The 23,575-nt window shown below is 46.2% G+C and carries 22 protein-coding genes and 1 other RNA gene; 10 read left to right on the top strand and 13 right to left on the bottom strand.

All coding sequences use genetic code 11. The features are described 5' to 3' along the window. Positions 1-169: 169 nt before the first annotated feature. On the bottom strand, positions 170-1,855 hold the full coding sequence (gene ilvD / locus H6F63_RS26160) for a dihydroxy-acid dehydratase (protein WP_190640209.1): 1,686 nt from the start codon (positions 1,853-1,855) through the stop codon (positions 170-172). Between the two features lie 491 nt (positions 1,856-2,346). On the opposite strand from ilvD, the gene H6F63_RS26165 reads away from it, so the two are divergent. From H6F63_RS26165 to H6F63_RS26175, 3 genes are all read left to right on the top strand, one after another. After that, positions 2,347-2,619 (top strand): hypothetical protein, encoded by a 273-nt coding sequence (locus tag H6F63_RS26165; RefSeq protein ID WP_190441290.1) that lies wholly within the window; start codon positions 2,347-2,349, stop codon positions 2,617-2,619. Further along, entirely contained in the window at positions 2,606-3,442 is an 837-nt protein-coding gene (locus H6F63_RS26170) for a pentapeptide repeat-containing protein (RefSeq protein ID WP_190640210.1), read from the top strand. The genes H6F63_RS26165 and H6F63_RS26170 overlap by 14 nt, the downstream gene beginning before the upstream one ends. 97 nt (positions 3,443-3,539) lie before the next feature. Then, on the top strand, positions 3,540-4,136 hold the full coding sequence (locus H6F63_RS26175) for a pentapeptide repeat-containing protein (RefSeq protein ID WP_190441296.1): 597 nt from the start codon (positions 3,540-3,542) through the stop codon (positions 4,134-4,136). A gap of 104 nt (positions 4,137-4,240) precedes the next feature. Here H6F63_RS26175 and H6F63_RS26180 read toward each other — a convergent pair whose 3' ends face one another. The 3 genes from H6F63_RS26180 to H6F63_RS26190 form a co-directional block, all read right to left on the bottom strand. After that, positions 4,241-4,690 carry a CAAD domain-containing protein gene (locus tag H6F63_RS26180; protein ID WP_242020133.1) on the bottom strand — a complete coding sequence of 150 codons (450 nt, stop codon included), beginning with the start codon at positions 4,688-4,690 and terminating at the stop codon, positions 4,241-4,243. Between the two features lie 350 nt (positions 4,691-5,040). Next, a complete protein-coding gene (locus H6F63_RS26185) occupies positions 5,041-6,117 on the bottom strand; it encodes a tetratricopeptide repeat protein (protein ID WP_190640213.1) in 1,077 nt (358 codons plus the stop codon). A gap of 217 nt (positions 6,118-6,334) precedes the next feature. After that, positions 6,335-7,213, bottom strand: a complete 879-nt coding sequence (locus tag H6F63_RS26190) for a 6-carboxytetrahydropterin synthase (RefSeq protein WP_190640215.1) — start codon at positions 7,211-7,213, stop codon at positions 6,335-6,337. A 186-nt stretch (positions 7,214-7,399) separates the two neighbouring features. Here H6F63_RS26190 and rnpB point away from each other — a divergent pair. The 3 genes from rnpB (at position 7,400) to H6F63_RS26205 (ending at position 9,871) form a co-directional block, all read left to right on the top strand. After that, positions 7,400-7,788, top strand: an RNA gene (gene rnpB, locus H6F63_RS26195) — RNase P RNA component class A. Positions 7,789-7,891: 103 nt separating this feature from the next. Beyond that, a complete protein-coding gene (rnc, locus tag H6F63_RS26200; RefSeq protein WP_190422230.1) occupies positions 7,892-8,605 on the top strand; it encodes a ribonuclease III in 714 nt (237 codons plus the stop codon). A 153-nt stretch (positions 8,606-8,758) separates the two neighbouring features. Continuing rightward, the gene (locus H6F63_RS26205) at positions 8,759-9,871 is read left to right on the top strand and encodes a Gfo/Idh/MocA family oxidoreductase (RefSeq protein WP_190640217.1); all 1,113 of its coding nucleotides are present in this window, start codon (positions 8,759-8,761) and stop codon (positions 9,869-9,871) included. A gap of 21 nt (positions 9,872-9,892) precedes the next feature. Here the strand turns inward: H6F63_RS26205 and H6F63_RS26210 are convergent, their stop codons facing one another. Further along, on the bottom strand, positions 9,893-11,971 hold the full coding sequence (locus H6F63_RS26210; protein WP_190640218.1) for a hybrid sensor histidine kinase/response regulator: 2,079 nt from the start codon (positions 11,969-11,971) through the stop codon (positions 9,893-9,895). Positions 11,972-12,239: 268 nt separating this feature from the next. Here H6F63_RS26210 and H6F63_RS26215 point away from each other — a divergent pair, with 268 nt between their 5' ends. Next, the gene (locus H6F63_RS26215; protein WP_190640219.1) at positions 12,240-12,950 is read left to right on the top strand and encodes a RibD family protein; all 711 of its coding nucleotides are present in this window, start codon (positions 12,240-12,242) and stop codon (positions 12,948-12,950) included. A gap of 183 nt (positions 12,951-13,133) precedes the next feature. Here H6F63_RS26215 and H6F63_RS26220 read toward each other — a convergent pair whose 3' ends face one another. From H6F63_RS26220 to H6F63_RS26230, 3 genes are all read right to left on the bottom strand, one after another. After that, positions 13,134-13,424: a hypothetical protein gene (locus tag H6F63_RS26220; protein ID WP_190640221.1), complete on the bottom strand. Its 291-nt coding sequence runs from the start codon at positions 13,422-13,424 to the stop codon at positions 13,134-13,136. Positions 13,425-13,599: 175 nt separating this feature from the next. Continuing rightward, positions 13,600-14,988 (bottom strand): asparagine--tRNA ligase, encoded by a 1,389-nt coding sequence (gene asnS, locus H6F63_RS26225; RefSeq protein ID WP_190640222.1) that lies wholly within the window; start codon positions 14,986-14,988, stop codon positions 13,600-13,602. Between the two features lie 24 nt (positions 14,989-15,012). Beyond that, positions 15,013-15,375, bottom strand: a complete 363-nt coding sequence (locus H6F63_RS26230) for a DUF2203 domain-containing protein (RefSeq protein ID WP_190459279.1) — start codon at positions 15,373-15,375, stop codon at positions 15,013-15,015. A gap of 143 nt (positions 15,376-15,518) precedes the next feature. Here H6F63_RS26230 and H6F63_RS26235 point away from each other — a divergent pair, with 143 nt between their 5' ends. Next, on the top strand, positions 15,519-15,794 hold the full coding sequence (locus H6F63_RS26235; protein ID WP_190640223.1) for a DUF6439 family protein: 276 nt from the start codon (positions 15,519-15,521) through the stop codon (positions 15,792-15,794). Positions 15,795-15,887: 93 nt separating this feature from the next. Here H6F63_RS26235 and H6F63_RS26240 read toward each other — a convergent pair whose 3' ends face one another. Together H6F63_RS26240 and rlmD are read right to left on the bottom strand one after the other, a co-directional pair. Next, a complete protein-coding gene (locus H6F63_RS26240) occupies positions 15,888-16,337 on the bottom strand; it encodes an ATP-binding protein (protein ID WP_190422216.1) in 450 nt (149 codons plus the stop codon). A 430-nt stretch (positions 16,338-16,767) separates the two neighbouring features. Then, the gene (gene rlmD / locus H6F63_RS26245; RefSeq protein ID WP_190640225.1) at positions 16,768-18,183 is read right to left on the bottom strand and encodes a 23S rRNA (uracil(1939)-C(5))-methyltransferase RlmD; all 1,416 of its coding nucleotides are present in this window, start codon (positions 18,181-18,183) and stop codon (positions 16,768-16,770) included. Positions 18,184-18,258: 75 nt separating this feature from the next. Here rlmD and apcD point away from each other — a divergent pair, with 75 nt between their 5' ends. Next, entirely contained in the window at positions 18,259-18,744 is a 486-nt protein-coding gene (apcD, locus tag H6F63_RS26250) for an allophycocyanin subunit alpha-B (protein ID WP_190422248.1), read from the top strand. A 423-nt stretch (positions 18,745-19,167) separates the two neighbouring features. Beyond that, positions 19,168-19,590 (top strand): hypothetical protein, encoded by a 423-nt coding sequence (locus tag H6F63_RS26255; protein WP_190640226.1) that lies wholly within the window; start codon positions 19,168-19,170, stop codon positions 19,588-19,590. Between the two features lie 171 nt (positions 19,591-19,761). Here the strand turns inward: H6F63_RS26255 and H6F63_RS26260 are convergent, their stop codons facing one another. The 3 genes from H6F63_RS26260 to H6F63_RS26270 all read right to left on the bottom strand — a co-directional run bounded on the left by H6F63_RS26260 (position 19,762) and on the right by H6F63_RS26270 (position 23,486). Then, positions 19,762-20,562 (bottom strand): hypothetical protein, encoded by an 801-nt coding sequence (locus H6F63_RS26260; RefSeq protein WP_190640228.1) that lies wholly within the window; start codon positions 20,560-20,562, stop codon positions 19,762-19,764. Between the two features lie 110 nt (positions 20,563-20,672). Beyond that, on the bottom strand, positions 20,673-21,218 hold the full coding sequence (locus tag H6F63_RS26265) for a methyltransferase domain-containing protein (RefSeq protein WP_190640230.1): 546 nt from the start codon (positions 21,216-21,218) through the stop codon (positions 20,673-20,675). A 36-nt stretch (positions 21,219-21,254) separates the two neighbouring features. Further along, complete coding sequence (locus H6F63_RS26270) at positions 21,255-23,486, bottom strand: O-linked N-acetylglucosamine transferase, SPINDLY family protein (RefSeq protein ID WP_190640231.1); 2,232 nt, start codon at positions 23,484-23,486, stop codon at positions 21,255-21,257. Positions 23,487-23,575: the final 89 nt, after the last annotated feature.

The raw sequence follows: 23,575 nt of genomic DNA on the forward strand, positions 1-23,575 counted from the left end.
CTCCAAAACGATTTTGGAAAACGTGGAAACTGGTAGGAGTTGTTGCGACTAGCCTAAAGCGCGTTTCATTTGGCAGATTATAGAGGTTTCAGTAAAAGTTTTTGGGTAGATGCAGGGGAAAATAAAATTCCTCTGCATCTAATCATGAATAGACAAGGGAATTCACTTATCAACCCAAGTTTAAATCTGTCACGGCACCAACACTGCTAGACGATACCAATTTGGCATATTTTGCCAATACGCCCTTTGTATAACGGGGTGTGGGTGGTTGCCAAGAAGCACGTCGCCGCTGTAATTCTTCGTCGGTGACGTTGAGGTTTAACAGCCGATTTGGTGCGTCTATGGTAATGCTATCGCCTTCTTCAACGAGAGCGATCGCGCCCCCTACAGCCGCCTCTGGTGCCACATGACCGACTACCATCCCATATGTACCGCCAGAAAAGCGTCCGTCGGTAATCAAGCCTACAGCATCTCCCAAGCCAGTACCGATAAGGGCAGAAGTAGGAGCCAGCATTTCCCGCATTCCTGGGCCACCTTTGGGGCCTTCGTAGCGAATCACCAGCACATCACCACGATTAATCTTGCCCGCCAGAATTGCCTGTAAGCAAGCTTCCTCCGATTCAAACACCCGCGCGGGGCCTGTCATTGTTGGTATTTTGACTCCGGTAATTTTAGCTACAGCGCCTTCTGTTGCCAAATTTCCTCTCAGGATGGCTAAGTGTCCCTGTGCATACATGGGGTTATTCCAAGGACGGATGACATCTTGGTTAGCGGATGGCTCCTCTGGCACATCTGTCAACACTTCGGCGATGGTTTGCCCGGTGACGGTGAGGGCATCGCCGTGGAGTAGACCGCGTACTAGGAGCATTTTCATTACCTGCGGTATTCCACCAGCTTTGTGTAAATCATTTGCTACATAGCGACCGCTAGGTTTGAGATCGCACAGTACGGGAACTTTAGCGCGAATTGTTTCAAAGTCGTCGAGAGTTAATTCTACGCCGACGGCATTAGCGATCGCCAGCAAATGTAAAACGGCATTTGTGGAACCACCCACTGCCATGATCACAGAAATGGCATTTTCAAAAGCCTGGCGGGTGAGAATCTGACGCGGCAAAATTTGTTTTTTAATTGCTTCTACTAGCACAAAGGCAGATTTTTCTGCACTGTCGGCTTTTTCTGCATCTTCTGCTGCCATCGTCGAGGAATAAGGCAAACTCATCCCCATTGCCTCAAAAGCACTAGACATAGTATTAGCAGTGTACATTCCGCCACAAGAACCAGCACCAGGGCAAGCCTTGCGTTCTACTTCCTGCAACTCCGTCTCATCAATTTTCCCAGCGCTGAATTGTCCGACAGCTTCAAAGGAACTGACAACAGTCAAATCGCGCCCGTTGTGATGACCCGGTTTAATCGTACCGCCGTAGACGAAAATGGCGGGAATATTTATTCGAGCGATCGCAATCATCGCTCCTGGCATATTCTTATCGCAACCGCCAATTGCCAGTACCCCATCCATACTTTGCCCGTTACAGACTGTTTCAATCGAGTCTGCAATTACTTCTCGCGACACCAGGGAATATTTCATTCCCTCCGTCCCCATCGAAATGCCGTCACTGATAGTAATCGTGCCGAACTTCTGAGGCATCGCACCAGCTTCTTTAGCCCCGCTCTCAGCCCGTAAAGCCAACTCGTTTAACCCCATATTGCATGGAGTAATAGTGCTGTACCCATTGGCAATGCCTACAATGGGTTTAGTGAAATCCCGATCCCCAAAACCCACAGCACGCAACATCGCCCGGTTGGGCGATCGCTGTACGCCTTGGGTTACGACTTGGCTCCTAAAATTGTCCGGCATTCTCTATCCTTTACTGACTATCAGCCATTACTCGAAGAGCTTTGATTTTCTTGGCGCTTGAGACCAAAATCTCTCTATTAACTAGATTACAGGAATCTCCCTGTGAAATAGCTGTCTTTTGAGTGCTGATAAGCGCCGAGGTATTTTGTAACAATTAGACTTAACTTAACGGACTAGAGCAGTCAAGTTACGAATAGGATTTTGTAGCAAATTTTGACACTAGCAATAGCGGTTATCTGGATGACTAAGGCGATGCCAATGTCCTCAATCGCTTCGTTAGCCAGGCGAGATAAGAGTGACTTTCTCCCACCCTAAAGCTTACGGTTATAGTGTAAGCTCTGCCGAACTCGCGGCTACTAGCTCTTGAAAGTTCCCATGACCGCCGACGAGAGCATCTACATCGGCTGTCTAACAATTAAGTAAGCCGACCCTGACTCAAACGTGATATCCACCGTTTTTGAGTCTCGATCAAAGTGAAGGATCTAATACAAATGTCCGCTGTACCTTTTTACCCAAAAGGTTTTACGCCCTCAAGGTTTCACGATGAGTATAACTTCCTACCTCAACGTGTCTTGGTTCCGTGTGAAAACTTCAAATTTTCGATTCCGACACCGATTTTTGGTGTTGATTTTCTATCATTCCACTATTGGGCGGTGGGTATAGAGCGCGATCGCCAATCACCAGACGCTATAGGAAAGAGCTTGAGAGCCTTTTTTATCAATAGCGGCAGTACCTATGAGGGAGGTCTAGATGGATGCCGATGAAGTGAAACAGCTCTACGCCGCAGGTCAAAGGGATTTTCGGGAAGTAAACCTGCGGAAGGCAGACCTGATGGGCATTGACCTTAGCGAAGTCAACTTACGAGGGGCGGATCTGCGCGAGGCTAACCTGATTGGGGCATTAATGATCGGTGTTAACCTCCGAGAAGCGAATATGGCTGGTGCCATCCTACGTGCTAACCTGAGCGAGGCTAACCTGATTGGAGCCAACCTGAGCGAGGCGAATCTGAGTGAGGCGAATTTGAGCGATGCTAGCCTGCGAGCCGCAAATATGAGTGGAGCCAATCTGAGAGGAGCTAACCTGAATTACGCTCTTTTAAGTGAAACTATTCTCCGCGATGCCAATCTCAGCGGAGCAAAACTCATGTATGCACCCTTGAGTCGAGCCAATTTGACGAATGCCATCTTAGTTGGAGCCAACATGGAAGGTGCTAACTTGACGAATGCCATCCTGATTGGAGCCAACATGGAAAAGGCAAATTTATCCAACGCTATCTTGAATGGAGCGTCTGGCATTGGAGCGAACCTAACTGCGGCAGACTTGAGCCGAGCTAATCTAAGCGGAACCAATCTGACAAATGTCAATTTGTCTAAGGCAAATCTTAGAGGAGCAAATATATCTTGGGCAACCCTGCGGGGAGCTAATCTCAGCGGAGCCAACCTGTACCGCTCAAAACTATGCTGGTCTAACCTGACTGGGGCAACTTTAACTGAAGCCGTTTTGATTGATGCCAACCTAAATCGGGTTAACCTCCGCGATGCGGACATGAGCGGTGCCATAATGCCTAATGCAGCCACTCACGAATAGCTACCGAGTTGTGCGATTTTAGATTGAAGAATTGGCGATTAATGTATCCCAAATTCTTAATTTCAAGCTAATCGGAAGCAATTTAGAGGCAGTAGATATGGATGAAGATGAAATTTTAAAGCGATATGCTGCTGGAGAACGGGATTTCCGGGAAGTGGATCTCAAAGGAGCCAACCTAGAAGGAGCCAACCTGTGTCAGAGCGATTTAAGGGAAGCAATTTTAGAGGGAGTTAACTTGGTGGGAGCCAACCTGCGGGGGGTAAACCTGAGCAAAGCGGATCTTAGCGGAGCTAACTTGAGTCGATCTGACCTTACGGGTGCTGATTTAACAGGTGCCGATCTGATTGGGACGAATTTTGATAATGCCAGATTAATTGGTGCCAGACTGGTTAAAACTGAACCGATTGGAGCTGAACTCTCCGGGGCAAACTTGACGGGGGCAAATCTGACTGGGGCAGATTTGAGAAGGGCAAACCTGAGCTATGCTAACCTCAGCGATGCGATCCTCTGTCAAGCCAACCTGAGTAGCGCCCTACTAATTGGGGTTAATCTGAACAGAACCGACTTAATGGAAGCGAATCTCACTCAAGCCGACTTAACTGAAACCGACCTGAGTGGAGCCGATTTGAGCGGAGCAAATTTGGAAGGGGCGGTCGTGCCGATAGTCGGCGATCGCTCTACTTTAAATTTATGAGCTACAGAGAAGCGATCGTCACCCAAATGCGATCGCCCTCTATCATTTATTTGTAGAGACGCAATGCTCCTCGCGTCTCTACTTTTTTGAGCCTAGAAAATTTCCTAGCTCATGGTGTCTTGACCGATAACTTGCCCCTTGAGAGTTTTAAACTCTTCTGATAGCTCCTGACGATTAGAGGCCCGCAGTAGATAACGGTAAACAAACCAAGCTGAGTAGCCAATTCCTACCAGTTCAAAAGTAGGCGCTAGCAGGGGAATATCATTGATGGCATCCAGCACCGCCAACGTCACCTTAACGGTGATGACACTAGCTAATATCAGACCCAACGTGGTAAGCGGACGCTGGTACTCGGAGAAAAACTCACCCAAGTACTCTGGTAGTTCTGCGAAGAATCCGGAAATTTGTTCTCCAATTTGCCGCCACTTTTCTGATGATTCGCTGGCTGGGGGTAGTGCTGCCAAGCCCCCCGGTGCGTCAACTTTCACTTCTACCTTGGCCTTCTCAGCATCTGGGGCGATATCAGAATATTCAGACGTTTGCATGGTATCCATTTCCTCCATATGGTTGTCTTAAGTACCACTGTTTATTGTTTATGCAAGACAGCTGGGTACAATTACGGGGTGAATTACTTTTGCTCATATTATCAGACACCCCTGAAATACTTCATTGACTCCAGCATTTTTTCTGTTAAAACTTAGTGATAATCCGGACTGAGGCGGCCATACATCCCCCAAAAGCGGGACTAGAGGAAATTTAAAATTAAAAAAATTAAAAAACTTTTTTGCTGGCTATTAGTTTCAGGTAGATGAATGAGAAACAAGAGCCTAGAGGTATACGGTAGAGGTATTTCTTGAGAACGCCAAAAAAATACCTGGAATCAATAAGTTACTTTAATTAATTTTTAACTATTCATTAAACCTTGGTGGTCGTATTCCATCACTTTCGCGTAGTCGCCCAAAGCATAGCAAGCGACTCTGAGACTTCCTAGAGCCTGCCCCTCTATCCGGCGGTCTTGGAGGACTCGTGCCATGAATAAGCGTTGCTCGTAGTATTCAATTGCTGTAGCGTAGTCTCCCAGTGCCTCGTAAGCTACTCCTAGATGGGAAAGTGCCTGCTCTTGGGCGCGGGGGTCATTTATAGCAATAGCGATCGCAAGGCGCTGTTTAGCATACTCAATTGCCGCCTGGTAGTCACCAATGGCATAGCAAGCATTCCCCAAGTTTCTCAGAATTTGTGCTTCGACCCGGCGATCGCCACTTTGCTGCACCAGTACCAACCGCTGCTGATAGTAATCAATTGCCTTGGTGTAATCCCCTACGGCATAGCAAGCATTCGCCAGATTTCTCAGGATCTGCCCCTCTGCCTGATCGTCTTGGATATTCCGCGCTACTGTCAAAGCCTGATTTTGGTAGTCAATGGCGTTAATGTAATCTCCTAGAGCCTTGTAAGCTAGTCCGAGATTGTTCAGCGCCGCCACTTCTCCTGTGGAGTCTTTGAGTTCTCGCACCACCATTAGACTCTGTTGCTGATGCTCAACGGCTTTGGCGTGGTTGCCCAGGTGACGGTAGGCATTGCCGATATTTCCTAGCGCCTGACTTTCTAAACGTCGGTCTTGGATGACTTGGGCGATCGCTAAACTTTGCTTAGAATACTCAATTGCTTTAGCAAAGTCTCCCAAGGCGTAATACACGAGTCCGAGATTGCCAAGGGTTCTTCCCGCTCCCCGTCGGTCTTTGAGTTCGCAGTAGGCTGCGTGAGCCTCTTGAAAAGACTGCACGGCTTCCTCCAATTGACCATACTGGTGCTGCTGCACCCCTTGCTCGATCAGTTGGTCGGCTTGCGCTTTTGGTAAATGGTTTTTCGTTCTCTGCACCTCGCTACCAGCGGTGTTATTACTCGTAGACACAAGGGTTTCCCGCCCCTCCTGAGGTATGATGCTTTCTGGTTCGCAGTTGTGGTATGTAACCGGGCAATCCATTTTTTTCTCTCAAGATCGTAATTCGCTAGCACTCCGAAACGGCATGAGGCTATTGTTGTCTCTTTCTATAGTTCCCGAATTGGCAAGTTAATTTACCATGAGTTGCTCAAATTCTGGGAAAAAGTTTGATAAAGACAGCAAAAAGCTTGTGTGAAGAACAAAGGGAGGCTAAAGCCTCCCTAATTCTGCTTTCATTGATATCGCGACGGGTGAACCCTCAAGCGGAAACCTGAGTCAGAACGCGATCGCTATTTTGCATCTCACCTGCGTCTGCAACGGTGTCAGTGCAGTAAACTTCACAAGAATTATTCGGGCTTTCAACCAGTTTTATCTTATATAGCTCAGCTCCTAGTTTTCGAATCGGAGAAGACAGAAGATTGCGAATATGCACGGCGATGTTTTCTGCCGTGGGAACAACTAAGGCAAAATAGGCAATGTCTTTGTTCAGGAACGTATGATCGAACGGCTCCACCACATAGTCATCTACTACCTTTTGCAAAGCTCCTAAATCGACAAGCATCCCAGTGCGGGGGTCAATTTCGCCTTTGACCGTCACTTCCAGATGATAATTGTGACCGTGACCATTGGGACGAGCGCATTTACCATATATCTCGCAGTTTTCTTCATAACTGAGATCGGGAAGCGCTAGCCGATGAGCAGCGCTAAAGTGGGTACCAATTGTCAGATAAGCTTCCATACCGTTTCCTTGATAGTCAGCCCAGAGTTCAGGATGTTCAAATAGTTGAATATTTACCAGCGGTAAGTGAGGAGCGAGTCGCTGCCAAATGGTTCGCGCTAGATTTTCTGTTGTGGGTAGAGTTTGTTGAAATTCCCACCAGGCATCGTTTAGATAAGAGAAGTCTAACTGGCTGGTGACTTCCTGCTTGATAACCCGTTTTACCTGTGACAAGTTCTGCACCATGCCATACTTATCCAGTTCGCCCGCCAAGGAGACAAACAGAACATAATTGTGTCCGTGTCCAGGCGACTGAGTGCAGCGACCAAAGCGCTCAATATTCTCTGCTTCACTCAGTTCTGGCAACCAGTACCGATGACTTGCTGAAAACTGAGCGCGGCGGTTAATGATGCATCTCATATTTTCTTTACTCAGTCAAATTGTAAAGTTACATTAAAAGTTCTTTTATCAGGATAATCTAATTTCCGCTGTTGTTCTTTAAGTTTTACTAAATTTGAGTATTTATGCTGAAAAATGTCGGAAAGCAAAGTGATAATTCCGGTTATAGAATAGCGCTTGAAATTATGCAACACTGGATCTTGGGAGAGAGTAGGCGCAGGTGGTTGCGGACTCGTTCATACCGAGTCTGAGGAAAGTCCGGACTCCCGAAAGACCAAACTTGCTGGGTAACGCCCAGTGCGGGCGACCGTGAGGATAGTGCCACAGAAAGATACCGCCAAGCAATTTTGGATTTTAGATTCAAAATTGCTTGGTAAGGGTGCAAAGGTGCGGTAAGAGCGCACCAGCAGCGTCGAGAGTCGCTGGCTCGGTAAACCCCGGTTGGGAGCAAGGTAGGAACCACGGTTGGTCTTTTCCCGGTTCCGCTAATTTAACCGCTTGAGGCATCTGGTAACAGGTGTCCCAGATAGATAACTGCCCTCCTGGCGGCACAGCTGCTAGGTAGAACAGAACCCGGCTTATGTCCGACTCTCTCCCTCTATTTTTGATTTGGGATTTTGGGGCAAAGCATTTGTGAGCAAAAATTGTAATTGATCTCAGGCAATTATCAGGGGCAATGCTTCGCCCCTATATCGGTTTATGACTTTCAAAGATCCTCGCCGTCAGAAGCAACTAGAGAAATTAATTCAAAAATTGGGACTCCCAGAACAGGCACCAGTGCAATGGTCGCTTCTTGATTTGGCGCTGACGCACCCAACAGTCTCGCCATCGGGAAATTATGAGCAACTGGAGTTTTTGGGGGATGCCGTAGTGCGGATGGCTGCTTCTGAGTTGTTATGGGAAATTTATCCGAATTGTTCGGTGGGTGAGTTTTCGGCGATTCGGAAGGTATTGGTGAGCGATCGCACTCTCGCCCGAATTGCTGATAGTTATGGGCTGGATCGCTACCTACTGGTTTCTGAAAGTGCTGCTGGCGATAAAGCAGGTTTGACATCGCGGATGGCAGACGCTTTTGAAGCTGTGCTGGGCGCACTCTACCTAAGTACGCATACATTGGAACTGGTGCGCCCGTGGCTTGACCCTCACTTTAAATATCTGTCATCAGAAATCCGCACTGACCCAGCCTACCAAAATTATAAAGATGCCCTGCAAGAATGGACGCAAGCCCATTACCAAACACTTCCAGAATATCGCGTCAAGGAAAACAGACGATTTCATGGCGATCCAGAGCGTTTCGCAGCTGAGGTTTGGTTTCAGGGGCGGCTATTGGGTCAAGGCAAAGGACACTCTAAAAAAGCTGCCGAACAAGCTGCGGCTAAGGAGGCTTTTTTAAGCATAGGCGATGAAGAATGAGGGATTGGGAATTGGGGAAAAGTCTTACCTAGCCCCTAGTCTCCAGCCCCTAGTTCCTAGCCCCTATTTCCCAATCCCCAGCCCCAATCCCTAGTCCCTAGCTCGGTCAGAAGTTATTCTGGAGTTTAAACTGATTGTTCAAAGTTTAAATTAATGGCTGATAGCTTAGAGAGGATTGGGGTTGCTGTGTTGGGCGCTGGGCGATGGGGAGTACACTTGGTGCGAAATTTTCTGGAGCATCCCCAAGCTCGCCTGGTGGCGGTGGTAGACCATAGCCGCGATCGCTTGGAGGCAGTAAAAAAGCGGTTTGAGTTAAACTCTGATGTTGTTCTGGCAACTGAGTGGTCACAAGTGCGCTTGATGCCAGAAGTTCAGGCAGTAGTGATCGCTACCCCAGCTTCTTCGCACTACAATCTGATCGCTGATGCTCTACGTCTTGGCTATCACGTCCTGGCAGAAAAACCTCTTACCCTCGACCCATCTGACTCTTTGCAACTGTGCGAGTTAGCTCAACAACAGCAGCGGCAACTTTTTGTAGACCACACCTATTTATTTCATCCAGCTGTTGAGCGCGGCAAAGCTGTAGTTCTCTCAGGCATTTTGGGGGATTTGCGCTATGGTTACGCCGCCCGTACCCATTTAGGGCCAGTGCGCTTTGATGTTGATGCTTTATGGGACTTAGCCATTCACGACATCGCTATTTTTAACAACTGGCTTTCGGAAACACCTACTCAAGTGCAAGCCAATGGTACTGTCTGGCTACAGGAAGCCGAATCCCAAATCCCAAATCCACAATTTAATACCCCTCAATCCCCGCTAAAAAAGGGGGGTCAAAATACAAGCGGTTTGGCTGATTTAGTTTGGGTGACGCTTACCTACCCCAGTGGCTTTCAAGCATTTATTCATCTGTGCTGGCTTAATCCTGATAAACAGCGACGTTTGTGTGTAGCGGGAAGTGAGGGAACTTTAATTTTTGATGAGTTACAGACAGAGACACCCCTAACTATTCAGCATGGACGGTTTGGAAAAACCGATAGTAGTCCTTACACGCCAGTTAATCAAAGCCTTGAAGTGGTCAGCCTGGAACCGGGCGAACCATTAGGGAGAGTTTGCGATCGCTTTCTTTTATCTATCCGCCAAAACCAACCTTCTGCGATTTCTTCCGGTTGGGTTGGTGTCCAGCTAGTACAGATTCTCAGTTGTTTGAGCGAATCCTTGCAACAGGGAGGACGAACAATTATTGTTCCCCAGGCAATTAAAAATTAGGGATTGTTCAATTTTTCCTTTTTAATTTTTAGCTCCATTGGTAGATTCAATTGGCAAAGCTGAAGGATCTAATATAGGCAAAGTAATCTCAACCGCCGTGCCAAAACCTATCCCAGCACTCGACAAAGTAATGCTACCTCCCATTAATTCCATTAAGTTTCGGGAAATAGCAAGACCAAGGCCTGTGCCGCCAAACTTGCGCGTGGTTGTACCATCAATCATCACAAAGGGGCGAAAGAGTTTATGCTGTTGAGCCGGTTCAATACCTATCCCGGTATCCTGAACCGTCACAACAACAAGCAAAGGCGGTGAAAGGCGTTCTTTGGCAGAACTCAAGGCTGTTGGCGAGAGGCTGCGAGAAAGGTTAGAGACTGATTCTTCAGGCCTTGCCTCTTGCCCTCCTACTAAGGAAGGGCTAGGGGAGGAGAGGCTGTGGGCAGCCTGTTTGGCATGATGCTTCTCTATGCGGATGGTAATGGTGATGCTGCCTTGGTCGGTGAACTTCGTAGCGTTGCCAACGACATTCAGCAGCACCTGCTTGAGCTTTGCGGGATCAGCATGGACAGTAATTGGCTCTTGCAGGTCTGGCGTAATGAACTGCAAACCTTTCTGATTAATTTGAACAGCCTGTAAATCAATCACATCCTTGAGCAACTTTCTCAAATCAAGTGGCTCTAAGACTACGGAAAGCTTGCCTGCTTCAATTTTGGCAATGTCCAAAACATCATTGATAATTCCCAGCAGGTGAATAGCTGCATCATCGGCTCGCTGTAAAAAATCCATTTCCTCTTCTCGATCATCGCAGCAGTCATCCCGTACCAGTCGGATGCAGCCAATGATGGCATTTAGAGGAGTTCTTAATTCATGGGAAGTATTCGCCAGAAACTCATTTTTCAGTTGGTTAGCTGCTTGTGCTTCTTTCCATGCAGTTTCGAGTTCTTCTGCCCAAGCTTTGAGCCGCTCTACCATACTATCGAGGGCTTCAGATAATTGATTGAACTCTCGAATTTTGAAGTTGTGGGGAACTCGGTCTATTGAGTGTAGGTGTCCCTCAGTTCCGGCGTAATCTCGCAATTGCTCCAGAGGTAGCGCCAGTTCGCGAGATATATACAGGGTTGCTAACAGGCTAGCGGCGATTAAGCCAAATGTCAGAACCACCAGAACTTGTTGAATTTCTGTCAGACCAGAAAGGGCGCTGTCTAGGCGAGTGACGGCTAAGATAATCCACTTGTGATCTGGCTGGGTGGTAATGGGACTGGAAATTGCGGAGTAGCCAGCTAGTAATTCTACACCATTTTTTTCAAAAGAGAACAGGTGGAGAAAGTTCGGCGGTTGATCTGCGATCGCATTCTTCATCACCGTTTTGAGTCTTTCGCCATCTGCCTCCTGCTCAATATTTCGCCCCACTCGCTGGGCGATTGGATGCGCCAAAATCGTTCCATCCTGGGCAATTACCACCGGATAGCCCATTAAAGACCCCGGCTTGCCACGCTCTTGTTTAAGCAAGGCTGACTGGACGCTCAGGGCATAACGGAGGGAACCTGTGCTGTCATAAACAGGCGCACTTAAAACCAACCTGAGTTGGCTTTTTGAGGCATTTTTACTCGGCTTGGCAGTAGAATCTAACGGTGAGGTTCCCGGAAGTAGCGCTTTCACCTGCACTTGAGAGGGGTCTAAGAGTAATGCCGTTTCTTGCTGTGACCACTCAGAAGCTGAAAATGCACTAATTGCCTGTTCCCCGCAAGTGCTAGCGGCAAGATTTTGGGTGTCGATGCTGACGAGCTGAAGGCACTGGACTTGCGTAGGCAATTGTTTAGCGAGTTGTCCTAAAAATTCTTGCTTTTGGTATGGCGATCCCGATTGCAGCACCACTGATTCACTTGCACTCACCAGGTTGGTAGAGAGCGTTTTGATTGACTCGCTAATGCTCTCTCCTTTCTTAACCGCGCTTTCGGTAAGATTTTGGCGAGCTGTTTCCAGTATGCTAGATCGTGCTTTTCTGTAGGTTACATACACCCCCATCAGTAGCACCGGGACGCTCAAAAGCAAAATGCGTGACAGCAGGATGCGACGGAAGGAGGATTGACCCGGCTTAGCCATAGGAAGTCTCTAATTTGAGGTGTAAAACCCAAGCTGTAACAACTATAAATAACTCACCTTGCCAGAATGGGGTATTGATTAGCCTACTTTTCTTCTTGGTTAATCGTGTCGGGCAAGCGATACTTTTTGACAGATCCATTACATCCTAGAACGGTTCTTTGATTCTCGTATAGCCTGGGGAGGTTGACTTTGCAGAATTTCTACACCAAATACCTCAGTATAAAAAATAATTAATGTAAAATTAATTATTTTATCGCCTTGAGCAGCCATGACTGCAAATCTTGCCGGGAAACGCCCTTCGACGACCGTTGTTTTAGCTATGAGTGCTGATGGCAAGATTGCGGATGTGCGGCGCGATCGCGCAAGGTTTTCTTCTGGTAGCGATCGCACTCACTTGGAAAAACAAGTTTCTCAAGCTGATGGCGTTTTGTTTGGTGCAGGTACTCTCCGCGCTTATGGGACAACATTGAGCGTTTCTAATCCAGAACTACTCACCTTACGACTACAGTGTGGCAAATCGCCGCAGCCTGTGCAAATTGTTTGCTCCTCATTAGGGGATTTAGATCCCCAATGGCGCTTTTTTCGTCAACCTGTACCCCGGTGGTTGCTTACTACAGAGGCTGGTGCTAGACGCTGGGAAGGACGCGCAGAATTTGAGCGGGTGTTGGTGGTTGAGGCGACAAGAAAGGGATTCAACTGGATTGCTGCTTTTGCCCAGTTTTGGGAGTTGGGGTTGCAAAATTTGGCTGTTTTGGGGGGCGGGGAACTGGTAGCATCGCTGTTTGCAGTTGATTTGATCGATGAATTGTGGCTAACTGTGTGTCCAATGATTCTGGGGGGTGCAACAGCGCCTACACCTGTGGAAGGTTCGGGATTTTTGCCAGATTTGGCACCTCGTCTGGAATTATTGTCAGTTCATACAATTGAACAGGAAGTTTTTTTACACTATCGACGACAACGTGATCCAGTTAATTTATAGTTGTAAAAATGCTATCTTTCAACCCGGTTTCGATAAATTTATCGGTTTTATGGGCGTTCAGCAGCCATAAACAAATTGCTATATCCACGACTTAAAACATTTTGCTTTAAACCACATTTCATCGTTCGACTGAGGCTCACAAACGTCCGCCATTCGTAAATCTTGAGCCTAAAATCAAGCGAATCAGGAATGCGCGATCGCTCTGCCAATTCGCCTTAACACCCGCACTACATCATACAATTCATTGCGACGACGGTAGAGGGAGAAATCATCTGACAAAGCATACTGCGGTTTGCCTTGTTTAACCAACTTTATGAGCATGAAAGTTTCGCCATTAGTCACCATTCCAAAAGCTGGTCTGTCAGAATTGGGGCTAGCCATCATATAGGTTAGAGCCTGCGGTATTGCCAAAGAGAAGGCGAAGTTTGTACGCTTCGACTCAACTACCAAAACCCATAATTGCTCTTGCAGCACTAAAACATCAATACTTCCCCGATAGATTTCCTCTTTGTCTTCAACAGAGATTTGTACAGTTGGTTCCGCACTTATAGAAAAATTCGTCGCTGTCTGCTTGCGTGAGGTTAAATTTATCCTCTACCTGAGCAAAAGTAGTGATGTTTTCGGCAATAGGAATTATTGCCGCCACTGCTTAAAAATCCACAGTCAAAGGCGCACGCGGGAAAGGAATTACATCTCGGATATTGCCCATTCCGGTCATAAATTGCACCAATCTTTCAAAGCCTAAACCAAAGCCAGCATGAGGTACAGTTCCGTATCGGCGTAAGTCGAGATACCACCAATAATCAGCCGGATTTAAACCTTGAGCTTCTATCCGGCGCTGTAAAACTTCCAACCGTTCTTCTCGCTGCGAACCCCCAATAATTTCGCCTATTTTTGGTGCGAGGATATCCATTGCCCGGACGGTTTTTTCGTCGTCGTTCAGGCGCATATAAAAGGCTTTTATTTCTGTTGGGTAATCGGTGAGGATAACGGGTTTCTTGAATACTTCTTCTGCCAGATAACGTTCGTGTTCTGACTGCAAATCCAAGCCCCATTTGACGGGATAATCGAAGGTTTTATCAGTTTTTTCAAGGAGCGCGATCGCATCCGTATAAGTCAGGCGCTCAAACTGGTTATTGATAATATTTTCAGCGGTGGCGAGAACGGAGTTATCAATTCGCTGATTGAAAAACTCCATGTCTTCGTGGCAAGTTTCCATCACATACTTGAAAATGTGCTTCAGGAAGGCTTCTGCTAAATCCATGTCGCCTTCCAAGTCGCAAAAAGCCATCTCAGGCTCCACCATCCAAAATTCTGCCAAGTGGCGAGAAGTGTTAGAGTTTTCTGCCCGGAAAGTGGGGCCAAAAGTATATACATTGCTAAAAGCCATCGCCATAACTTCGGCTTCCAGTTGTCCGCTGACGGTAAGGTAAGCGGGACGACCGAAGAAATCTTGGCTGTAATCAACCTCTTGAGCCTCTGTACGGGGAACATTCTTCAGGTTGAGGCTGGTGACGGTAAACATCTCTCCCGCGCCTTCACAGTCGCTAGCGCTGATGATGGGAGTGTGAATCCAGAGGAATCCCCGCTCTTGAAAAAATTGGTGGATGGCGTAAGAGCAGGCGTTGCGGACGCGGAAAACTGCGCCAAAGGAATTAGTACGCGATCGCAAGTGTCCAATTGTCCGCAAAAACTCAAACGAGTGGCGTTTCTTTTGCAGGGGATAACTTTCGGGATCAGCCTCCCCATAGACTTTCACCGTTTGGGCCTTTAACTCAATCCGCTGTCCTTTCCCCAGAGAAGGTACTAGCACCCCAGCAATTTCTACGGATGCACCAGTATTTAGCTGCTTAATTACCTCGGCGTAGTTTGGCAAATCCTGATTGAGTACAATTTGCAGGTTAGCCATTGATGAGCCATCATTGACTTCCAGAAAGGCAAATTCCTTCGATTCCCGTTTCGTGCGTACCCAGCCCTGAACTGTGACAGATTCTTCAGGTTGACCATTTCCTAAAATATCTACAATCCGCTTCACCATATTTCTACCTCGCCCAAAATCAATCTATCCAGCACAGGACTTTAGTATCCAGCCTACAACAATGCCCAGTCCTGCAAAGCGGACAGCTTGCCAAAAAGGTTCTTTAAAAGCGTCCCAAGAAAATAGACGGCTTTCTAGGTTAAATTCTATGGTTTCGAGTTCTTGTTTGAGGCGCTGTAACTCGGCTTGCACTTCCTGGGATCGGTTGCGACGTAATTCTTTCTGCACAGAGTTTAAACGCTGCTGAAGTTCACCCTGACGCTGCGTGTCTTGCTGCACTTGAGCATAACGTTCTTTGAGGAGGGCAAGATTTTGCTCAACTTCTGCGATTTCTTGGCTTAAATCTACTTCATCGCTGGACGATGGCAGGGGCGCTTCGGGCGGCATACACTACAGTAGGGATAAATACGATACCTTCAAGGGTTTTGTGGAGACGCGATATATCGCGTTTTGAGTTATGAGTTTTAAATTAACAACTCTTGACTCCAGGCTCCTAACTTTTCCCAATTACCAATTACCAACTTTACAGTATGTCTCAACCCACCCAGCTTTCTAAAACCGCCATTTTGAACGAATTTACTACCTTAGAACTAGCTCAAGCCCTAGCAGAACGTCTTGCCATTACTCCCAATGATTGGCATCGTCTCAAGTCTAACCGCAAAGTTCGCGCTGGCGAACAAGCCGCCGCCGCACTGGTATTTCTCCTAAAAGATCAGTCAGAAGAAGCCTTGGTTCGCTTCCAGCAGGCTTCCGGATGGCTAGACAAATCTATCTCAGCACCACCTTGTCCAACACATGGTCGCTAAAGGAAGGCAAAAGTAAAGATAAAAAAGAAAAGTTAAACAAAAAAGTTAAATTAGTTATTAAACTTATTTTTTTGTTTTTTACTTTTGCCTTTTTTACCGAATCAGAGGGTTACGGAAGCGATTTTTGACTTGCTTGCAGAGTCTCAGTTCCGTTCCCTGATTGTTCCAGTGAACTTGATCGAAGATTTGGTGTAGGATACACATCCCTCTACCGCTTTCAGACTCATCGTGAGGGAGGAATTCTTCGGGATCGCAACGGCAGTCACAGGGAGGAGAAAAGCCCACTCCTTCGTCTGAGATTACCCACCAATACTGACCTTCTACCACCGAAAAGCGTACCGAAACCGTTTTACTAGGATCTAGCTTATTCCCGTGTTTCGCCGCATTGACTAGCGCTTCTTGCAGCCCTAGTCTAATTTCCGCTTGCCACCTTTCGGGAATCTCTGCTAGCAGCAGATCCAGAACGGGGCAAAGATAGAGGGTAGAAGCGAAGCTAATCATGCCCGAAGTTCGTCCCATCGGACGCTGTGAGATAGCAATCACTCAAAAAAACCTCTAGACTTTCATTCAATAGAATTAACAGTCCGATCCTGACGGGTATGCGCGTTAGCGCTATACACCTTTGAGACTTGTAAGTTTTGAGGCTTGTAGTTTTGGACTCATCTTTTCGTAAGGGAAGAAACAGCATCATAGGTATCTTCGAGATGATGTCCAGGCTTTATACGCCTACGCCACAAGCTTTGGATTTCCTATGCAAAGCACGGTAATCTCATTTTTATTAAGATGAGATTAATTACCTTTTTGTTGGTTCGCTGCTGGTTTTGGCAAGTTTGCCAACAAAAAGCGACTAATTCGCTTGCCTTGTGACCTCTAGAGGTGTGGTTTCCAGCCCATAAGTAGTAGGGAAAACCACCTCCTTTATTGTAACAAAATCTGCGAAAAAAGCTACCTTTAAGGTGAACAAAAAGCTTGGTTAGGTGGGATCGTTTAGTACCAAGAAGGCGGCGCACTCGACGTGAGACGTTTGCGGGAAGAAGTCAGCGGGTTGTACACGGGTTAATTGATAGTCGCTATTTCCTTGAGACAATAATTTGAGGTCGCGGGCTAGGGTAGCAGGTTTACAACTGACGTAGACAATCTGGCGGGGCTTAGTTTTGAGGAGGCTTTCGAGTACAGCGCGATCGCATCCCTGGCGCGGGGGATCAATTAACACAATATCTGGCGTGACATCTAGCTGCGGTAGTAATGTCTCCACTGCTCCCGTCTGAAACGTCACATTGGTAATATTATTCAACTGAGCATTCAGAGTTGCTTGTTCAACGGCTTCTGGTTGCACCTCCAAGCCAATTGCTTGCCGCACCCGCTGCGCCAAGGGTAGAGTTAAGGTGCCAATGCCGCAGTAGGCATCAACTAGCACCTCGTTGCCTTGCAGATTCAACTGATCTACAATGACTTGCAACAATCCTTCAGCTTGCTCTGTATATACCTGGAAAAATGTATCCGGGCGCACCTGGAACTGTAAGCCAGCGAATTCCTCGCACAAGTAAGATTGACCAGCAATACAACGAGTTTCTGTCCCAAAAATGGCATTTGTGCGGTCTGGGTTGAGATTCAGCGAGACACCCACTAACTGTGGATAGCGAGTTAGCCATTCTTGCGCTTGAGCCTCAATATCTACCAAGTTCCAGTCTTTTACTACCAAAGTCAGCAATATTTCACCAGTGCGTCGTCCAATCCTCAGGGATAGGTGACGTACTTTCCCCCGGTGCAGTTTTTCGTCGTAAATTCCCCAACCCCGTTTTTGGATGTCTTGCTTGACTTCAGCAAGTAGGGGATTTAAGCGGGGATCTTGCACTGGACACTGATTCAGGTTAATCAGGTGATGGCTGCCTTTTTGGTAGTATCCTGTTTGTACTTGACCTGTGGATGACCTTTTTAGGGGATAGGTGGCTTTGTTGCGATAACCTAAAGGAGATTCCGCTGCCAGGAGGGGAGCGACTGGTGGCTGGTTGAATCCGCCGATGCGTTGTAGGGCTTGAATGACTTGATTGCGCTTGGCTTCAAGCTGAAACTCATAGTTAATATGTTGCCACTGACAGCCGCCGCACTTATCTGCGACGATACAGCCAGGGCGGATGCGCGAAGCGGACGCTTCTAGTATCTCGTGCAGCTTACCATGAGCGTATTGGGGTTTGACTCGTACTAATCGAACTAGGACGCGATCGCCGGGAACAGTATCTGCTACAAATACCACTCTGTCCCCGATTCGTCCCACTCCTTCACCGCTATCACTGAGATCGCTAATGACCGCTTCTACCAATTCACCTTGTTTCCACTGAGCTTCATTAGCCCCGTTGGCACCCGTATCCAGCACTTTTGTTAGTGACATAGTATTTCCTTCCCTTTATTTGTGTCCCACCAAGTCGTTAAACTAACGAATGATATCCCGATATATCCCAATACCATGAGTGTAATAAGCCAAGTTATTCTCAAAGCCGACGACGAACTGCGTTATCCCAGCAGCGGCGAACTCAAGAGCATCAAAGAATTTTTGGAAACAGGGCTACAGCGGACGCGGATTGCTGCCACGCTAGCCGAAAATGAGAAAAAAATTGTTCAAGAAGCCAGCAAGCAACTCTGGCAGAAACGCCCCGACTTTATCGCCCCTGGCGGTAATGCCTACGGGGAGCGCCAACGGGCGCTATGCCTGCGCGATTATGGCTGGTACTTGCGTCTAATCACCTACGGAGTCCTCGCAGGTGACAAAGAACCGATTGAAAAAATTGGTTTGATTGGTGTGCGGGAAATGTATAACTCCCTCGGCGTTCCTGTTCCAGGCATGGTTGAGTCAATCCGTTGCTTGAAAAAAGCATCTCTTGACTTACTGGGAGAGGAAGATGCGATCGCAGCCGCTCCCTACTTTGATTACATCATTCAAGCCATGTCTTAATTCTAGCGTTTTTAGCCCTTAGCCCAAGTGGGCGATAAGCGTAGTAGGGAGGCGATAAGTAATTCTGCTGATAGGCGATAAAAAGTTGCCCATTCCCAGAATTCCCTATCGCCTCAATTGCTAATCTGGATTGCTAATAATTACAAACAAAAAACCGACGGTCCCTCTACAGAACCTGTCGGCTGGTCGTGTGTTCCCTATTGATGACTCGGCTAGAGTTCAGTCGTCTCTTAGTATGCCCATTCAGGAACTTGTTGAAGACGATATCGATCATCTTTTCCTGTGATCCTAATCACAGAAGAAAATAACTCGCAAAGCTTCCTCGGCAGCCTATAAAAATTCTGACAAAAATGCCGAAAGTTTACCATTTCAGTGTAATGTCGTGTTAAACAAATCCGTCGCTAAAATGAGCGCCACTAATGAATGTCTTTCCTGAAGAAATTGCCTTGGGCAACTCTGGCACTGCTTCTGGTTACATATAGCGTATTCGGCTGGTTGTTTTCCTCTAATTTCTCTTGGAATTTTTGGCTGATTGAAACAGCTTTAGTCATACTCATTGCTTTGCTTTTAACCGCTCCCCTAACACTCCTGAGAGCCTTTTTCTCCCAGTGGATGAACTCCGACACCAGAGCTTTCCTCTGCGTGATTGCAAGTGCTTTAGCCGGAGTTTTCATCATGACATGGTTTAGTTTTTTTGCTCATATTCTTGTTCTACTCTCAGCAGGGGCATTAACCAGACTAGACCTTCAGACTGCTGGTTTCAGTGGAACACAATCGTTTTGGATTATCGCGATTGTATCGATGGCCGGGTTTAGTCTAGGGGTGTTGTTAAACCAGCTGATTTAGCAAACAAACACGCCGCATCTATTCAGCTGACAATGGACACTGTAAATACCGTCACAAAGGATAAGTCGCTGGATGCGAAATTTCCGGAAACTAAAGAAAGCGTTTAACTGTCCTCTTGCTCTACAGTGGTTTTGCTGTAGGGCAGTTTTATTTTTGAAGCCCAGTATCCCTTTAATCTTTTTCCGGTAGCTGAATCCGCACCTCTCCTTCCGGCGTAATAACAACTTTGCCACCTAACCCCTCAATGCGACTTATCGCAATCTGGCGTGTGCGATCGTCAACCGCATTCTGTAAAACCATTGACCAAGCACCCACTTGAGCATACTTGCTGTTAGGATTGCGGGCTAAAAATTGGGCAGTTTGGCGAGAAATAGCGGCTACATTCTGACTCTCTGGATCAGCATAAACACTCGCCCACTCCGCTGCCTTTTCAAATGATTTCCTAGCAGCTTGGGCATCCCCTAAAAACAACAATTCATCAGTCCCTTTATAACGCCAGACATAATAAGACTTTGGAAGCGGCTTCTTGGCAATCGACCTTAACCCTTTCTCCATAAGCGCAACAGATTTTTCTGGCATACCTGCATACATAGAAATACTGGTAGGAAGAAACTGATACATTTTTAAGAAACGCGGATCTCGCTCCACAATTATCTCAAAATATTCTTGACTAAGACTATAACCAGTCTTTTCCCGTGCCGCTTCATCACCGAAATACGTCAAAAATTCCAAAAATGTCCAGTTTGCAAAAAGATTATTAAAACTAAAATTAGGAATATTTTGAAGCAGATTGAGGCGTAATTTTTCTGACTCAACTTCTCTTTTTGAATATTCCGTTGAAGCACTTTTCGGCTTCGTCCTGAGTTTGTTTAGTTGAGGTACTTGCAGGAAGCCAATTGTTAACATACATAATATAGAAACGATGAAACCACTTATCAATTGGCTTAAGTTCTGACGAGATAGAAAGAACATCTAGTAAACTTCCTAAGTTATGGCAAGAAGGTAGACACTATCACAGTTTGTGCTACTTTAAACCTTAGCTCAAAATGAAGTGCCGGAAACTGTAATTAGTGAGTAATCGTCTAGCTTTTAAATGTTTCAGCCTTTGTTGCCACTACATTGAGACTAATTAAAGTATCTACAAGCCGAAGGCTGCTACAGTCCTTAAATAAACCAAACTCTGGTACTGCTTGATAGTTTTGAAAGCCAGCTTCCTCTAAGTACAAAGCTAAAATATCAACATCAAAACCTACCTTATGAACATCATACTGATTAGTTTGACCACCAAAGATAATTCGCATGATTTGGTATCGCTCCATCGGCATTAAGCTAGGATGAAGATAAAGCCAGCATAAAACTTTTAAATCAGGTACGCTGATAAAAAGCTTTCCGTTTTGTTGAAGTACGCGATACCATTCTCTAAGAACGTTAATTAATTCATCATTAAGTCCATAATAAAAATGTTCCAGAACATGACTTGCATAGATTGCTTCAATAGAATTATCTTCAAATTGAGTTAACTGGGCAGCGTCGCCCACGAAATCAACTTCTGGACGAGCCTCAATATCTAATATCTTCCAGTCGGGATGCGGTTCTGTCCCTCCAATATGGAGCTTAAGTGTTGTCATGTCAACAGCCTCATCAATTTCAATTTCAATTAAATTCTATCTGCTTTCAAGATACTTAGCCCACATCTGCTCATAGGCTTTTTCCATTTCGCGGGTAAACTGCTTAGCATTCCATAATGGAGATGTTTGCCTTGATTGTTTTAACCGCCAAGCTATTTTTTGGCGCAAAGCAGCTTCTTTCCCCAAGCGGACACCCCATTCCACATATTCTTCATCTGTCCACGCAATTCCCTCGGTTACGCCTACATTCATCAGCATGGTATAACTGTTACGCGCGGCAAATTGCTCCCCAACTCGCGTTACCAATGGAATCCCCATCCAAAGAGTTTCCAATGTAGTGGTAGCTCCGTTGTAGGGATAGGTATCTAGTACCACGTCAGCAATGCCCAAGTTGGCACGGTGGATAGATTCTAAGCCGACCTCTGGGAGGAATCGCAGGCGATCGCTATTTACGCCCTCTTCTTCGGCAATCTGGTTAAAGAAGATTTTGATTGATTCTTGGTCAGATAAACCTTTGATTAAGAAATAACTATCTGGCACTTCTTTAAGAATCTTCATTTGCAACCGTGCTGTATCACGATGACGCTTAAAGCCCCTTTGAGCGCTGAAATATATCACTGCATCGTTGGGAATATCCAGATGATCCCGGCGTAGAGTTGGCACAGCCACTTCAAAACCATCGACAGCTATATAGGTTTGGGGCAAACGCCAGATTTTCTCTGAGTAGTAATCTTGAGCAGAGTCTGGTAAAACATAGGGGTCAGCGATAAAATAATCAATTGCAGGTAGTCCCGATGCATCCCAGCCTAACCAAGTAACTTGAACAGGCGCAGGTTTCAACGCCATCACCTCACAACTGATATCCAGGGTGATACTATCCAGATCAATTAATATATCGATTTCATCCTGATAAATTTGTTCGGCAATTGCAAGACCATCAATTCCCAATTTATGGGCTTTGTTCACCTGCTCAATAAGTTTTTCTTCTAAAGGGTCATTTATATATGGTTGATAGTTTACCAAATAAGCATTGACCTCAAATCGCTGTTGATCGTGATGCTGAAAAATCCAGCGTGCTAGCCAGCCTACAGAATGGGTTTTTAGGCAATGGGATAAATATCCAATTTTGAGAGGTTTAGTAGGAACATTTCTCGGATTAAGCAATGAGCGTTGATGATATTGTTCCGCTTGTTCTTTAGCATAAAAATGAACATTAGACTGACAAACCTGAACTACTCCATTCTGAATTGAACGGTTACTTCTGGGAGCATCTTTAAAATAAGGAAAGAAAAATGACGGTGTAAACAGACGAAGTGTCGGCGTTTGGTCGAGAGAAAGAGGATTTTCCTTAATTAGTGACAGGAGTAATGATTCGTGCTGACCAAAAGCAGCAACTGCTTCTTCCCAATAACCGCCAGCACTCATTAACCCTCTCAAAATTAAATGATTAGCAAAAATTTTATCGGGTAAGGTTTGCATTAGAGAGTAGCACAACCTAGCCGTTTTTATGCCTTCATCATATTGACCAGCATTCTGATAAAAAGTAGCTAAATGCCTCAAAACCTCCTGATTTTTAGCATCTAAGGATAGAGCTAAATTAGCAATATGAGCTGCCAGGGCGAACAGCTTCATCGAATAACCAATTTTGATCGATGCAGACAGGAGTACATCGAGCAAAGCTTGAGATTCATGAACATAAGATAAACAGGCTTCTGTGAACTCAATCGATAGTGGTTCATGCGGTGCGTAATCCAATATGCTCCGTAACACCTCCAGCATTAAATCAGGGTTAACTCCTGTTCCTTCCCCTGACTGGAGCATCTGGATCAGTCCCAGGGAAGTGAAATCTTCTCTAGTAAGGGTGTCAAGTTCGATTGAGAGTCGAAGCAGATGTAATAAATTATTGATATCGCTGGGGTTTATCTCCCTGATATGCTGTCGGATTGCCCAAGCAACTGAATAGTCCGCAAGCACCTCGCGCCGTTCGGCTTCGGTTTGCAAAACTTGGAGCAGTTCCGTTGTTGCAAGTTCAACCTGTTCTGGCGTTGCTTCTGCCATTGCCAGCATCCAGGTTGTCTGAGCCTCTGCCTCTTGCTCCTGTAATAGCAATAGTAGCCCCAAATGCCAGTAGTGGGATCTGATATCAGGTTCAGCTTCGAGCTGCTGTTCATAGAGGTTGGCGGCCTCTCGATAGTCCTCTTGGATTAGATATTGATAGGCTTGCTGCTGCCAGTTTGTCACATCAGTAGGAGATTTTTCACCAGTCATAAAAGATTGTTTTTTGCAGTGAGCATATCACTCGCATTCTTCCAATTAAAACTCTGCGAGATCACTTTCCTCGCTATTATGTAAATAAA

It is taken from the genome of Trichocoleus sp. FACHB-40, assembly GCF_014695915.1.
Lineage (GTDB): Bacteria > Cyanobacteriota > Cyanobacteriia > Cyanobacteriales > FACHB-T130 > Funiculus > Funiculus sociatus.